The organism is Luteibacter sp. CQ10, assembly GCF_040900725.1.
Lineage (GTDB): Bacteria > Pseudomonadota > Gammaproteobacteria > Xanthomonadales > Rhodanobacteraceae > Luteibacter.
Genome location: NZ_JAEUYM010000004.1, coordinates 1 through 14,924, shown reverse-complemented (window position 1 = coordinate 14,924; position 14,924 = coordinate 1). Strand labels below are relative to the sequence as shown.

The following is a 14,924-nucleotide window of genomic DNA, read 5'->3' as shown; positions in this document are numbered from 1 at the left end:
GCGAGCTTTTAAACCTCGACCGAAGCGGCATGCTCGCGCGTGGCCGAGAACCGCACCTGCGGCCAGCGCTCCTGCGCGAGCTGAAGGTTCACGCGCGTCGGCGCGAGGTAGACGAGTTCACCCGCCGCATCGATGGCGAGGTTGGCCGCGTTCTTCTCGCGGAATTCCTCGAGCTTCTTCGCATCGTCGCAGTGGATCCAGCGCGCCGTCGCCACGCCCACCTGCTCGAAGCTCGCGTCGACGTTGTATTCGTCCTTCAGGCGATAGGCCACCACGTCGAACTGCAGGACGCCGACCGCGCCCAGGATGAGGTCGTTGGACATCAGCGGACGGAAGAACTGCGTGGCACCTTCCTCCGACAGCTGCGCCAGGCCCTTCTGCAAGGCCTTCATCTTCATCGGATCGCGCAGGCGCGCGCGACGGAACAGCTCGGGCGCGAAGTTGGGGATGCCGGTGAACGACAGGGGCTCGCCCTCGGTGAAGGTGTCGCCGATGGTGATGGTGCCGTGGTTGTGCAGGCCGATCACGTCGCCGGGGTAGGCCGTCTCGACGATCTCGCGGTCGGAGGCCATGAAGGTGAGCGCGTTGGCGATGCGCACCTCCTTGCCGGTGCGCGTCTGCTGCATCTTCATGCCGGCGGTGTACGTGCCCGAGCAGATGCGCATGAAGGCCACACGGTCGCGATGGGCCGGGTCCATGTTGGCCTGGATCTTGAAGACGAAACCGGAAAGCTTCTCTTCCTCGGGCTTCACCTCCCGCGTGAGCGTCTGCCGCGAGCGCGGCGCGGGCGCGTGCTCCACGAAGAAGTCGAGCAGCAGCTGCACGCCGAAGTTGTTCACCGCCGAGCCGAAGAACACCGGCGTCTGCTTGCCGGCGAGGTAGGCTTCGATGTCGAACGGGTTGGAGGCGCCGAGCACCAGCTCCAGCTCGTCGCGCAGGTCGCTCAAGGCTTCCTCGCCGATGCGGGCGGCGAGTTCGGGGTGGTCGAGCCCCTGGAAGATGGTGGAATCCTGGCGGGTGAAGTTCTTGCCCGGCTCGAACACGTGCACTTCGTCGAGCAGCACGTGGTACACGCCCTTCAGGCGCGACCCCATGCCGATGGGCCAGGTGAGCGGCGCGCAGGCGATGCCCAGCACCGATTCCACCTCGTCGAGCAGTTCGATGGGCGAGCGGCCCTCGCGGTCGAGCTTGTTGATGAACGTCATGATGGGCGTGTCGCGCAGGCGGCACACTTCCATGAGCTTGATGGTGCGTTCCTCGACGCCCTTCGCGCAGTCGATCACCATCAGGGCGGAGTCCACCGCGGTGAGCACGCGGTAGGTATCTTCGGAGAAGTCCGCGTGGCCCGGGGTGTCGAGCAGGTTGACGATGGCGTCGTTGTACGGGAACTGCATCACCGACGAGGTGACCGAGATGCCGCGCTCCTTTTCCAGCGCCATCCAGTCGGAGGTGGCGTGGCGGGCTGCCTTGCGGCTCTTCACCGAGCCGGCCATCTGGATCGCGCCTCCGAACAGCAGCAGCTTTTCGGTCAGCGTGGTCTTGCCCGCGTCGGGGTGGCTGACGATGGCGAAGCTGCGCCGGCGCCGGGTTTCGGAAAGGTGTGTGGCCATGGATGCGAAGGAGTGTCGATGGGCTAACCGTCTATTCTAGCGCGGATTTGGACGCCGCCGAGGGTAGGCGGCCACGCCTCGGGCTTGGCCCCGGGCGCCCCGTGGGATAGTCTCCCGCGATTAAGCGCCGCGCCCCGACGGGGCGGCCGTTCAGCCTTTCATCCGGTACCCAGACACCATGCAGGACACCCACGACCAGGGAACGCGCGAGCAGGGCGGTTACGCCCCCGACGCCGTCGAGACCGCCGCCCAGCGCTTCTGGCAGGACACGCGCGCCTTCGAGGTGACCGAAGACGCGGGCAAGCCGAAGTACTACTGCCTCTCGATGCTGCCGTACCCCTCCGGTGCCCTGCACATGGGCCACGTGCGCAACTACACCATCGGCGACGTGATCAGCCGCTTCCAGCGCCAGCAGGGCAGGAACGTGCTGCAGCCGATGGGCTGGGACGCCTTCGGCCTGCCCGCCGAGAACGCCGCGATCAAGAACCGTACCGCGCCGGCGAAGTGGACCTACAAGAACATCGAGCACATGCGCGAGCAGTTGAAGCGCATGGGCTTCGCCTACGACTGGACCCGCGAGGTCACCACCTGCCGCCCCGAGTATTACCAGTGGGAACAGGTGATGTTCACCCGCCTGATGAAGAAGGGCCTGGTTTACCGCAAGAACAGCGTGGTGAACTGGGACCCTGTCGACCAGACCGTGCTCGCCAACGAGCAGGTCATCGACGGCCGCGGCTGGCGCTCGGGCGCCGTCGTCGAAAAGCGCGAGATCCCGCAGTGGTTCCTGAAGATCACCGCCTACGCGCAGGAGCTGCTCGACGGCCTCGACGCGCTGCCCGGCTGGCCCGATGCGGTCAAGACCATGCAGCGCAACTGGCTGGGCCGCTCGCAGGGCCTGGAAATCACCTTCGACGTGGACGGCCAGGCCGAGCCGCTGAAGGTGTTCACCACGCGCCCCGACACCCTGATGGGCGTGTCCTACGTGGCCGTGGCGGCCGAGCATCCCATCGCCGTGCGTGCCGCCGAGGGCAACGCGGGGCTGGCTGAATTCATCGAGAGCTGCAAGTCCGGCGGCGTCTCCGAGGCCGAGCTGGAAACCCAGGAGAAGCGCGGTTACTACACGGGCATCGACGCCGTGCACCCGATCACCGGCGAAAAGGTGCCGGTGTGGGTGGCCAACTTCGTGCTCATGGGCTACGGCACCGGCGCGGTCATGGCCGTGCCGGGCCACGACGAGCGCGACTGGGAGTTCGCCCAGAAGTACTCGCTGCCGATCAAGATGGTGGTGGTCGACCGCGGCGTGCTCGACGCGCTGGCCGAGATGAAGCGCGACCTGGCCAGGGGCGAAGCCACCGACGCCACCCAGAACGCGCTCGACGGCGGCCATTCGGACGCCTATGCCACCTCGGCGGCGGTGGAAACCGTGCGCACTTTCGAGAGCGACATCCAGGAAGCCGGTGCCTACACCGAGCACGGCTACCTGGTGAATTCCGGCGAGTTCGACGGCCTCGACTTCGACGCGGCGTTCGACGCCATCGCGGCGAGGCTCGAAGCCGCGGGCCGCGGCGAGCGCCGGGTCAACTGGCGCATCCGCGACTGGGGCGTGAGCCGCCAGCGTTACTGGGGTTGCCCGATCCCGGTGATCTATTGCCCCACCTGCGACGCGGTGCCGGTGCCAGAGGACCAACTGCCGGTGGTGCTGCCCGAGGACGTCGAATTCTCCGGCGTGCAGTCGCCTATCAAGGCCGACCCCGAGTGGCGCAAGACCACCTGCCCGAACTGCGGCGGCCCGGCCGAGCGTGAGACCGATACCTTCGATACCTTCATGGAATCGAGCTGGTACTACGCGCGCTACACCAGCCCCGGCGCGAACGGCCAGGTGGACGAGCGGGCCAATTACTGGACACCGGTCGACCAGTACATCGGCGGCATCGAACACGCGATCCTGCACCTGCTGTACTTCCGCTTCTATCACAAGCTCATGCGCGACGAGGGGCTGGTCGACAGCGACGAGCCGGCCACCAACCTCCTGTGTCAGGGCATGGTCATCGCCGAGACCTACTTCCGCAAGGAAGCCGACGGCTCCAGCACCTGGTTCAACCCGGCCGACGTGGACGTACGGCGCGACGAGCGCGGCCGCATCGTGGGCGCCACGCTGCGCAGCGACGGCGAGCCGGTGGAGATCGGCGGCACCGAGAAGATGTCCAAGTCCAAGAACAACGGCGTGGACCCGCAGGCCATGATCGCCCGCTATGGCGCCGACACCGTGCGCCTGTTCTCGATGTTCGCCGCGCCGCCCGACCAGTCGCTGGAATGGAACGAGGCCGGCGTGGACGGCATGGCCCGCTTCCTGCGCCGCCTGTGGCGCGACGTGACCGCGCACGCCGAGGGTGGCAAGGGGCAGGGCGTCCTCCCGGCCGGCGACGCCGCGCGCAAGACGCTGCGCCGCCAGTTGCACGAAACCATCCAGAAGGTCACCGACGACATCGGTCGCCGGCAGTCCTTCAACACGGCGATCGCCGCGCTGATGGAACTGCTCAACGCGCTGAACCGCTTCGACGACCCGAGCGAGGAAGGCGTGGCCCTGCGCCAGGAAGCCTTCACCGCCGTGGTGCTGCTCATCAATCCGTTCACGCCGCACGTCGCCCACGCCCTGTGGCAGGTGCTGGGCCATGGGGAAACCCTGGTCGAAGACGCCGGCTGGCCGGTCGTGGACCCCTCGGCCCTGGTGCGCGATTCGCTCACCTACGCGGTTCAGGTCAATGGCAAGCTTCGCGCTACCATCGAGGTGCCGGCGTCGGCGTCGAAAGACGAAGCCGAAGCCATGGCGAAGGCCGTGCCGCAGGTGGCCGCCCAGCTCGAGGGGCTCACCGTGCGCAAGGTGATCGTCGTGCCGGGCAAGATCGTCAACATCGTCGCAGGATAACCATGAGCCTGAACCGTTTCCGCCCGTTGCGCGCCGTCCTGGTCGCCACCGCCGTCGCCCTGCTCGCCGGCTGCGGCTTCCATCTTCGCCAGTCGGCATCGCTGCCCGAGGGGATGAAGAAGATCCACCTCACGGTATCGGGCGGCGGCAAGCTCGAACGCGACCTCTCACGCGCGCTGGAGAACTCCGGCGCCGAGATCGTCGACAAGCCCGGTGCCGATTCGGCCGAGCTGGCCGTCACCTCCAACACGTTCCGCACCGATTCGCTCACCGTGAGCGGCACGGCGCGCGTCACGGAATACGCCGTGCGCTACCACGTGGATTTCAACGCCCGGGCGCCCGACGGCACGGTCCTCGTGCCGAACCAGTCGGTCGACATGTCGCGTGAGTTCAGCTACGACGCCACCAATACCATCGGCACGGCGAGCCAGACCGAGGAGCTGCAGCGCAGCCTCATCGGGGACATGGTGCAGTCGATCCTGTTCCGCCTGCAGGCCGCCGGGGCGCACCAGGCGGCGAAGCCCGCCGCGCAGTGACGGAGCCTTTCGCGTGCCGATGAATGCCGGCCAGTGGCAGAAGCACCTCGCCGGCGATCGCATGGCGCCGGTGTACCTGCTGGCGGGCGAGGAACTGCTGGTGCTCGAAGCCGCCGACGCCGTGCGTGCCATGGCGCGGCGCCTGGGGTATGCCGAACGCGAGGTGCTCGAGGCCGACAGCCGCTTCGACTGGGACGACCTGGCCCGCGCCAGCGCCGGCCTGTCGCTGTTCGCCACGCAGCGGCTGCTCGACCTGCGCCTGGCCGGCGGTCGTGCCGGCAAGGACGGCGGCGCGGCGATCACCGAATTCGCCGGTAATCCGCCACCCGACACCACGTTGCTGATCACCGCCACCGAGTGGAGCAGCAAGCACGAAGCGGCCTGGACGAAACACGTCGACCAGGCGGGCGTCCAGGTCGTCTTCAACGCGCCGCGTCCGAACGAATGGGTGCAGTGGGTGGGTGCGCGACTCGCATCGCGAGGCCTGCAGGTCACGCCCGATGCCGTGGCGATGCTCGCCGAACGGGTGGAGGGCAACCTGCTCGCGGCCGCGCAGGAAGTCGACAAGCTGGTGGTGCTGGCCGGCGACCGCCGACTCGATGCCCCCACGTTGGAAAGCCTCGTGGCCGACAGCGCCCGTTTCGACGCCTTCAAGCTCACCGACGCGGCCTTCGCGGGCGACGGCGCGCGTGCCCTGCGCATCCTCGCCGGCCTGCATGCCGAGGGTGAGGAGCTGATCGCCCTGATGGGCTGGATGGTCAATCAGTTGCAATTGGCGCTGCGCCTGGCCAACGCGCGCGATTTCGCCGCGCAGGCGAAGGCCGAGAGGCTCTGGCCGGCGCGCGAACAGCTTTTCCGCAAGGCCCTGCGCCGCGCTCCGCGCGAACACTGGATGGCCTGCCTGGCCCGCGCCGCGCGCATCGACCGCATGGCCAAGGGCCGCGAGCAGGGCCATCCCTGGCTCGAGGCCGAGCGTCTGGTGGCCGCCATCGCCGAGCCGCGCGCGGCGGTGGCCCTCGCATGAGCCATCCGCGACCGCTCGCCATCCTCGGCGGCACCTTCGACCCCGTTCACAACGGCCACCTGCGCGGAGCCTGGGAGGCGGCCGAGGCGCTCGACGCCGAGGTGCGCATGGTGCCTGCGCGCACGCCGCCCCATCGTCCGCCGCCGGTGGCCGATGCCGCCGGGCGCGTGGCCCTGCTGCGCGCCGCCCTCGCCGGGCAGGACCGCCTGACCCTCGATACCCGGGAGCTGGATCGCGACGGGCCGTCGTATACCGTCGACACCCTGGCGTCGCTGCGCGGGGAGATCGGGCCCGAGCGTCCGCTGGTGCTGCTCGTCGGTGCCGACGCCTTCGCCGGCCTGGCGTCCTGGCACCTCTGGCGGCAGCTGTTCGAGCTGGCCCACATCGGCGTGCTGACGCGGCCGGGTGGGGCACACGCCCTGGACGGCGAGCTGGCGGATTTCGTCGACGGCCGCCATGCCGAACGCGTGCATGGCCCGGCGGGGACGGTGCTGGATATCCCCATCACGCCACTGGACATCGCCGCCACGGCGATCCGGGAATCGTTCGCCGCGGGCAACGAGCCGCGCTTCCTGCTGCCGTCGGAGTGCTTCGCCGACGAGGCGCTGCTGGCGCCGTACCGGGCGTTGGGGCGCTAAGAGCCGTAGCGTCGCGGTCGCGGAAACCTGGCGCTGGGCGCTGGGCTCCTGCGTTCACAGGAGCGACGGACTCCAAGCTTGCCACTCGTCGCTCCTGCGAACGCAGGAGCCCCAGCGCCGTGAAGCGGGTTTTCGCCGAATTCCCGCCTACGGGCATTTGACGCGCCCCGCCCCCCGGAAAGGTATAATCCATCCCACCCGGCACTTCCGCCGCACGAGGTTTCCGCATCTTGAGTTCTCCCGCCCCCCGCAAGGCAAAGTCCAAGTCCGCCGCCAGCAACGAGCATCTGCGTCAGCGCGTGACGGCCGCACTGGAAGACCTCAAGGCCAAGGACGTCCGCGAAATCGACGTTCGTGGCAAAACCTCCATCGCCGACGTCCTGTTCATCGCCTCGGGCACCTCGGCACGCCACGTGAAATCGATCGCCGACGAGGTGGTCAAGTTCGCGAAGGAAGCCGGCGTGATGCCGCTCGGCGTCGAAGGCCAGTCCGAAGCCGAATGGGTACTGGTCGACCTTGGCGACATCATCGTGCACGTGATGCTGCCCCGCATTCGCGAGTTCTATGGGCTGGAACGTCTCTGGACGGTCGGCGACGATGCGCCGCCCGAAGCCGCCAACGACTGATCGCGCGTGAAGGCGCGCCTGATCGCCGTCGGCGAACGCATGCCGGCCTGGGTGGCCGAGGGCTTTTCCGAATACCGCAAGCGGCTCTCCCATGAGCTGCCGCTCGACCTGATCGAGATACGCCCCGGCGCGCGCGGCAAGGGGCGTGACGACGCGAAGGCGATCCTCGACGAGGGTGCCGCCATCCTCGCCGCGCTGCCGCGCGACATCCACGTGGTCGCGCTCGACGGACGGGGCAAGGCCTGGTCCAGCGAAGATCTCGCCCAGCAGCTCGAACACTGGCGCATGGGCGGCCGCGACCTGGCTTTCCTCATCGGCGGCCCCGACGGCCACGCGCCCGACGTGCTGGCGCGTGCCGACCAACGCTGGTCGCTGGGGCCGCTCACGCTGCCGCACATGCTCGTGCGGCTGGTGCTGGCCGAACAGCTCTACCGCGCCACCACCCTGGTGGCCGGCCATCCCTACCATCGCGCCTGAAGGAACCGCCTCGTGCTCTACCTGGCTTCGCAGTCACCGCGCCGTCGCGAACTCCTCGGCCAGATCGGCGTGGAACACCGCACGCTCGACGTCGACGTGGAGGAGGTGCGGCGCCCGGGCGAGACGCCGGAGGCCTACGTGTCGCGGGTGGCCCGCGACAAGGCCCTGGCCGGGTTCGCGGCGGTGGCGCAAGAGGCCGGTGCGCGCGTGCTCGCCGCCGACACCGAGGTGATCCTCGGCGACGAGGTGTTCGGCAAGCCGCGCGACGCCGCCGACGCGGCGGCCATGCTCGGCCGCCTGTCGGGCGTGGAGCACCGCGTGCTTTCGGCGGTCTGGCTCGTCGACGCCGGCGGCGAACACGATGCGACGGCACTTTCCACGGTACGCTTCGCTGCCCTCTCGGCGGCCGACATCGCGGCCTACGTGGAGAGCGGCGAATGGTTCGGCAAGGCTGGCGCGTATGCGATCCAGGGCCGCGCCGCGGCCTTCGTGGAACACCTTTCCGGCACATACTCGGGTGTGATGGGCTTGCCCTTGCACGAAACTTCCCGACTCCTCAGGGGTCAGTGACAGGTCATCCTCGCGCGGGCTATAAGACGCGGGAATTGAAGGAGAGGGGCGCAGTGAGCGAGGAGATCCTGATCAATGTCACGCCGCGTGAGACGCGCGTGGCGATCGTCGAAAACGGCATGCTGCAGGAGGTCCACGTCGAGCGCGCCCAGAAGCGCGGCTACGTGGGCAACGTGTACAAGGGCCGGGTGCAACGGGTCATGCCGGGCATGCAGGCGGTATTCGTGGAGATCGGGCTGGAGCGCGCCGCGTTCCTGCATGCCTCCGATATCGTGCGCGCGCCTCTGCACACGGCCGAAGCCGAGGGGGGGAAGTCCAACGGGCACGGTCCGGTCCCGTCCATCAGCGAGCTGGTGCACGAAGGCCAGGAAATCGTGGTGCAGGTGGTGAAGGATCCCATCGGCAGCAAGGGCGCGCGCCTTTCGACGCATCTGTCCATCCCGTCCCGTTACCTCGTGCTGTTGCCACACTCGCGCACGCTGGGCGTGTCGGTGCGCATCGAGGACGATGCCGAGCGGCAGCGCCTGAAAGACGTCATCACGCCGCTCCTGGGCGACAACCCGCTGGGTTACATCGTGCGCACGAATGCCGAGGGCCAATCGGAAGAATCCCTGGCCTTCGACGTCACCTACCTGGGCAAGGTCTGGCGCGTGGTGCAGGAAAACATCGCCAAGGCCAAGGTCGGCGAGCGGGTGTACGAAGAACTGTCGCTGCCGCTGCGCTCGCTGCGCGATTCGCTGAACGACGGCATCGAGAAGGTCCGCGTGGATTCACGCGAAACCTACGAGAAAACGGTCAAATTCGTTCAGAAGTTCATGCCGGTGCTGTCCGACCGCGTCGAACACTATTCCGGCGAGCGCCCGATCTTCGACCTCTACGGCGTGGAAGACGAGATCCAGCGCGCGCTGCGCAAGGAGGTGCCGCTGAAGTCGGGCGGCTACCTCATCGTCGACCAGACCGAAGCGATGACCACCATCGACGTGAACACCGGCGGCTACCTCGGCAGCCGCAACCTCGAGGAAACGGTGTACCGCACCAACCTCGAGGCGGCGCAGGCGGCGGCGCGCCAGCTTCGCCTGCGCAACCTCGGCGGCATCATCATCATCGACTTCATCGACATGATCGACGACGAGCACAAGCGCCAGGTGCTGCGCATGCTCGAGAAGGGCCTGCAGCGCGACCACGCCAAGACCACGGTCTACCCGATGTCGGCGCTGGGCCTGGTGGAAATGACCCGCAAGCGCACCACCGAAAGCCTGGAGCGCCAGTTGTGCGAGCCGTGCCCGGCCTGTAGCGGGCGGGGCACGCTGAAGACGGCCGAGACCGTCATCTACGAAATCTTTCGCGAGATCACGCGGGCGGTGCGGCAGTTCAACGCGCAAAAGCTGCTGGTCATGGCAAGCCCCAAGGTCGTCGGACGCATCCTCGAGGAAGAATCGGCCGCGGTCGCGGAACTGGAAGAGTTCATCGCCAAGAGCATACGCTTCCAGGCCGAAGAGCATTACTCGCAGGAACAGTTCGATGTCGTTCTCCTCTAAGGATTTTCACATCCACCTGACGGAGCGCTGCCGGAACGCCAGGCGGTGAATCCGGCCTGGCGCCATCGCGTACGACGCCTGCGGTTCTTCCTCGTTGGACTGGTCGCGAGCGTGCTCGTCGCGCTCGCCATCGCCATGGCGCTGGGCCAGTTGCTGTTGCCGTTGGCCGCGCGCTATCCCGGCCGGGTGGCGGCGACGCTGAGCGAGAAGCTCGGCCGGCCGGTGACGTTCGCGTCGCTGGAAGGTTTCTGGCAGCCCTCCGGGCCCCTTTTCGTCATGCGCGACGTCAGCGTCACCGGCGAGAACGGCGGGGCGCCGCTGCACCTGCCGCGCGCGGCGTTGAAACTCGATTTCGGCGGCCTCGTGCTGCCATCGCGGCACCTCTTGAACCTGCGCCTGACCGACCTGCGCCTGGGGCTGCGCCGCGCCGCGGATGGACGCTGGAGCGTGGACGGTTTCGCCGCCGGAGGCGGTTCGCAAAAGGTGTCCCTGGGCCAGATGTCGGCCGACCTGTGGCTGAGCAACCTGCGGCTGGACATCGCTGACGAGGGCACGGATCGCCATTACGGACTCGTCGCCGACCAGTTGCGCATCAGCATGCAAGGGCACGTGGTGCGAGCCGGAGGCACGTTGCGCCGCGAAAACGGCGGCGGCCTGTTGACCACCGCCGCGCGTTTCGCCGACGACGGCTCGTCGGGCATGGTCTATCTCAAGGGCAGTCAGGTCGATTTCGCGGCGTTGACGTCCGACATCGAGGTAGGCGGCTATACCCTGGCGAAGGGGCGCGGCGGCTTCGAAACCTGGGTGCAATGGCGCGACGCCCACGTGGCGCGTTCCACGTCGCGCATCGATCTCGACGGTCTGAAGGTGCGAGGGCCGGACCGCATGGTGTCGACCGAAGGACTGCACGGCCTCTTCGACATGCATGCCGATGCCACCGGCAACCAACGTCGCTTCGATTGGGCAGGGGCGGACGGCAGCGACGTGGCCCTGCTGCTGCACCAGGAGTCGGGCGCTTCGCGTGGCACGCTGGTGGCCCGTCATCTCGAGCTGGCGCCGCTCGTGCCCTGGGCCGGCGTGCTGCCGCAGCTTTCGCCGACGATGGCGCGTTGGCTGGGCGAGGGACACCCGCGCGGTCGCTTCGACGAAGCGCGCGCCGACTGGGATTCCTCCGGCGGTCTGCACGTCGCGCATGCGACGTTCTCCGGCCTGGGCATCGACGCCAGCGGCAAATTGCCGGGTGTGTCCTCGCTGCACGGCGAGATCTTCGGCGACGGCGAGGCGATGGTGTTGAGCCTGCCGCACCAGGCCACCGTACTCGACGCGACCGGCGTGTTCCGCAAGCCGTTCGCCATGTCCTCGCTTGGCGGCGACATCGCGGTATACCAAGACGACGACGGCTGGCATATCGGCATCGATCCGCTCGATTTTCGCGGGGAGGGTTTCGGCGGGCAGGCGCGTGGCGAATTCGTGCTGCCGTCGGGCGACGGCGGACCGTTCATGGATATGTACGTCGGCCTGGGCGAGGGGGAGGTGTCGGCGGCGAAGCTCTTCTGGCCGGTGCATTCGATGTCGGAGGCCGCTCAGAACTGGCTCAACCGCGGCCTGGTGTCCGGACACCTTCGTGGCGGGTCGGCGGTCTTCCGCGGCAACCTGAGGGACTTCCCATTCCGTAACCACGAAGGCCGCTTCGATGCCAGCGTGGACATCGACGACCTGGTGCTCGACTACGGCAACGGCTGGCCGCGCGCCGAGGGCGTGACGGCGGTCGCCAGCTTCACCGACAACGGCATGCTCGTCGATGCGAGTGAAGGTCACGCGCTCGGTAACGCGGTGAGCCACGCGACGGCGGCGATCGCCGACTTCGCCGACAGCACGCTCGACCTGCGCGTGAACGGCGTCGGCACCGGCGCCAGCTATCTCGACTTCGTCAAGAACAGCCCCGTGGGAACGAACAGCCGCGAGACGCTCGACCGGATGCAGCTCGGCGGCAGCGGTGAATTCGGCTTCAACCTGCTCATGCCGTTGAAAAACGCCAAGGACTTCACGCTCGACGGCAAGGCCACCATCCGCGACGCCGATCTCGTCGCCGACGCCTGGAAGCTGCGCCTGGACAAGATCACTGGCGACATGAGCTTCGACGGCAAGGGCTTTCGCGCCACGGGCCTGAAGACCGCCTTCCGGGGTCAGCCCGCCACGCTCGATCTCGCCATCGCCGGCGGCACGGACGATCCGTCGAAGATCGTCAGCGCTTCGGTCCAGGGCGCGTTCACCGTCGACGAACTCGTCTCCGGCTACGACAACCTCAAGTGGCTCGGCGATATCGCGAAGGGCAGGGGGCCGTTCCGCGTGGGCTTCGAGCTCGCTCGCGCGTCGCAGGACGAGCCGACGCAGACGCTCACCGTGGATTCCGATCTGCGCGGCGTCGAGTTGCGCATGCCCACGCCGGTGAAGAAACCCGCCGCGCAGGCGGAGCCATTATCGGTGCGCGTCGGCCTGCCGGTGGACGGCGCGCAGCTGGACATCGCGTTGGGCGATGTCGTGCGCGGCCGCCTGCGCCTGCCCGACGAGCCGCGCCGGGTGCCATTGGCCGCGGCCTTCAACCTCGGCAGCGGCGTGCCGTCCACGATGCCGCCTGAGGGTTACCTCATCGGCGGTCATGCATCGCATCTGGACGTCTCCGGGTGGGTGCAATACGTGGTCGGCCTCTCCACGGGCAACGATGGGCCCGGCCTGTATGGCCTGGATCTCACCACTGACGATGGCGAAGTCTTCGCCCAGCACTTCAGCAACATGCACCTGGTGGCCACCCCCGGGCCGAAGGAACTGTCCCTGCGCGTCGACAGCGACGGCATGGTCGGACAACTCACCGTGCCCAACGACGATCTTCGTCGCCGCGGCATCACGGCGCGCATGGACAAGCTCTGGTGGCCGGCTGCCGAGGATGCCGCCGACGCGGCGAAGAAGGGCAAGGCCGTGGCCGGTGCCGCCGCGACGACGGCGGCGACCGTGGCCCACGCCGAGGAGGCGAGCGCGACGAAGAAGCCGGCCGACGCGAACGAAGCGGGCGTGGCGCCGTCGAGTCTTCCTCCGTTGCACCTGCACGTGACCGATATGCGCCTGGGCAAGGCGAAGCTCGGCGAAGCGCGGCTGGAGACCTGGCCGACCGACGAAGGCATGCACATCGACCAGTTGCGCGCGCAGTCGAAGCAGGTACAGATCACCGCATCGGGCGACTGGAACGGCGACGACAAGCACAGCCGCACGCACCTGACGATCGACTTCGCCGCCGAAGACGTGGCGCGCATGTTCGACGCGCTGGGTTTCGCGGGCATCCTCCAGGGAGGCCGCACGTCCGCGCGGCTCGACGCCATCTGGCCCGGCGGGCCTTCCGCGCTGGCGTTGGCGAACATGAACGGCTCGCTGAAGGTCGACATCGCCAACGGTCGCATCCTCGAAGTGCAGCCTGGTGTCGGCCGTCTTTTCGGGCTGGTCTCGGTCACCGAACTGCCGAGGCGCCTCGGCCTGGATTTCGGCGACGTGCTGGGCAAGGGCTTCGGCTTCGATTCGATCACCGGCGATTTCCAGTTCGCCGATGGCACGGCGACCACGCAGAACCTGAAGATTCGCGGCCCGGCGGCGGAGATTTCGATCACCGGCCGCACCGGCCTGCGTACGCGCGACTACGACCAGCAATTGCTCGTGGTCCCGCACGTGGGCAACAGCCTGCCGGTGGTGGGTGCGCTGGCCGCCGGTCCGGTGGGCGCGGCAGCGGGCCTGGCCGTGCAGGGCATCCTCGGCCATGGCCTCAACCAGGCGGCGCGCAAGCGATATCACATCGGCGGCACCTGGGATAAACCGGTGATGACGCCGCTGGACAAGGACGTACCTTCGGCGCCGCAGAAGCCGTAGTGACGCAAGCGCCCGTCGCACCGGCGCGGGCCGGTGCCTACGGCGAGGCGGTTGGTTCTCGCGTCGCCCTGCAACCGGTTCATTCGCTTCCAGCGAATGCATGTGTCCACGCACCTTCGGCGCGAAGAGCGGTGTGGATCGAGGCGGTCGCCCCGACCGCGCGCCCTGTCGGCCGCACGTCACCCGTCCCCTTCGGGGCACGGACCTCTACGCGGGATTCTTCGACTCGACATCCTGTCTCGGCGAAGAACGCCGGTCATCCTGACCGGCGCCCCTGCGGGGTCTCTTCCGCTCCGAGGTCCTCGGGCGCCTAACGCGGCCGACAGGGCGCGCGGCCGGGGCTCTTTCGGCGGTGCGGTGTCGGGTGAGGCGGTGATGTTGTGGGAGCCGACTTCGTCGGCGATTCAAGCGTGCGACATGCTTGCGGCGCGGAGATCAAAAGCCGATGGAACGTTCTCGCTCCCTCGGACGAGAGGCGCTGGGTTCCTGCGTGCGCAGGAACGACGTGAGGGGGTTATACGCCACGGTCAATTCTTGTAGCTCGTCGTTCCTGCGCACGCAGGAACCCAGCGCGGTGCATGCGGGCAGGCGACATGCCCACCTACGCCTTGTCCCACTGCATCCGCCCATGCGCCTGCATCGCACATCGCGTTCCCATCGCCGTCAATGTACTGACCGCACCCAATGCCAACGCCATCCGCTGCCGATCCGGCAATTCCGTCTCCTGCATCGATTCCACCAACAGATCGGTTACCCCACGCGCGTACTGCAACCATTCCGCCGCACGGTTCAACAGCTCATCCACCGTCGCGTCCGGATCGAACGTCAAACACTCATCCATAGAAAACCCTCCAAGGTGCGGCACGCCACCAACGACGTGCCGCGATGAAACACATCGCCCAAGGCCATGAGATCTCACCGGCCCGCCCGTGACCGGGCGCCGGAAACGCTTTGATCGAGGAAGCAGGCGACGCCCTACCGCGTCTTACGGGCGCACGTGACCACGCCGGGTAAGAACGGCAAGAAACATCTCAAGCCCGAACGGCGGGCGCCGCGGTTCGTCAACC

At 68.0% G+C, this 14,924-nt stretch carries 11 protein-coding genes; 9 read left to right on the top strand and 2 right to left on the bottom strand.

Annotation, left to right across the window (positions count from 1 at the left end):
* Positions 1–8 precede the first annotated feature (8 nt).
* Positions 9–1,610, bottom strand: coding sequence for a peptide chain release factor 3 (locus JNG39_RS15890; protein WP_247369314.1), 1,602 nt, complete (start codon positions 1,608–1,610; stop codon positions 9–11).
* A 178-nt stretch (positions 1,611–1,788) separates the two neighbouring features.
* On the opposite strand from JNG39_RS15890, the gene leuS reads away from it, so the two are divergent.
* The 9 genes from leuS (at position 1,789) to JNG39_RS15845 (ending at position 13,857) form a co-directional block, all read left to right on the top strand.
* A complete protein-coding gene (gene leuS / locus JNG39_RS15885; protein ID WP_368312861.1) occupies positions 1,789–4,536 on the top strand; it encodes a leucine--tRNA ligase in 2,748 nt (915 codons plus the stop codon).
* Between the two features lie 2 nt (positions 4,537–4,538).
* On the top strand, positions 4,539–5,072 hold the full coding sequence (lptE, locus tag JNG39_RS15880; protein ID WP_368312859.1) for an LPS assembly lipoprotein LptE: 534 nt from the start codon (positions 4,539–4,541) through the stop codon (positions 5,070–5,072).
* Between the two features lie 19 nt (positions 5,073–5,091).
* Positions 5,092–6,096 carry a DNA polymerase III subunit delta gene (gene holA / locus JNG39_RS15875; RefSeq protein ID WP_368313255.1) on the top strand — a complete coding sequence of 335 codons (1,005 nt, stop codon included), beginning with the start codon at positions 5,092–5,094 and terminating at the stop codon, positions 6,094–6,096.
* Entirely contained in the window at positions 6,093–6,734 is a 642-nt protein-coding gene (gene nadD, locus JNG39_RS15870) for a nicotinate-nucleotide adenylyltransferase (protein WP_368312858.1), read from the top strand. Before holA ends, nadD begins: the two co-directional genes overlap by 4 nt.
* Before the next feature lie 287 nt (positions 6,735–7,021).
* Positions 7,022–7,360 (top strand): ribosome silencing factor, encoded by a 339-nt coding sequence (gene rsfS / locus JNG39_RS15865; RefSeq protein WP_247375295.1) that lies wholly within the window; start codon positions 7,022–7,024, stop codon positions 7,358–7,360.
* Positions 7,361–7,366: 6 nt separating this feature from the next.
* Positions 7,367–7,837 carry a 23S rRNA (pseudouridine(1915)-N(3))-methyltransferase RlmH gene (gene rlmH, locus JNG39_RS15860; protein ID WP_368312856.1) on the top strand — a complete coding sequence of 157 codons (471 nt, stop codon included), beginning with the start codon at positions 7,367–7,369 and terminating at the stop codon, positions 7,835–7,837.
* Between the two features lie 12 nt (positions 7,838–7,849).
* Complete coding sequence (locus JNG39_RS15855) at positions 7,850–8,407, top strand: nucleoside triphosphate pyrophosphatase (RefSeq protein WP_368312854.1); 558 nt, start codon at positions 7,850–7,852, stop codon at positions 8,405–8,407.
* A gap of 53 nt (positions 8,408–8,460) precedes the next feature.
* Complete coding sequence (rng, locus tag JNG39_RS15850) at positions 8,461–9,945, top strand: ribonuclease G (protein WP_368312853.1); 1,485 nt, start codon at positions 8,461–8,463, stop codon at positions 9,943–9,945.
* A gap of 45 nt (positions 9,946–9,990) precedes the next feature.
* Positions 9,991–13,857 carry a YhdP family protein gene (locus JNG39_RS15845; protein WP_368312852.1) on the top strand — a complete coding sequence of 1,289 codons (3,867 nt, stop codon included), beginning with the start codon at positions 9,991–9,993 and terminating at the stop codon, positions 13,855–13,857.
* A gap of 601 nt (positions 13,858–14,458) precedes the next feature.
* Here the strand turns inward: JNG39_RS15845 and JNG39_RS15840 are convergent.
* Positions 14,459–14,686, bottom strand: a complete 228-nt coding sequence (locus tag JNG39_RS15840; RefSeq protein WP_368312850.1) for a hypothetical protein — start codon at positions 14,684–14,686, stop codon at positions 14,459–14,461.
* Positions 14,687–14,924 lie beyond the last annotated feature (238 nt).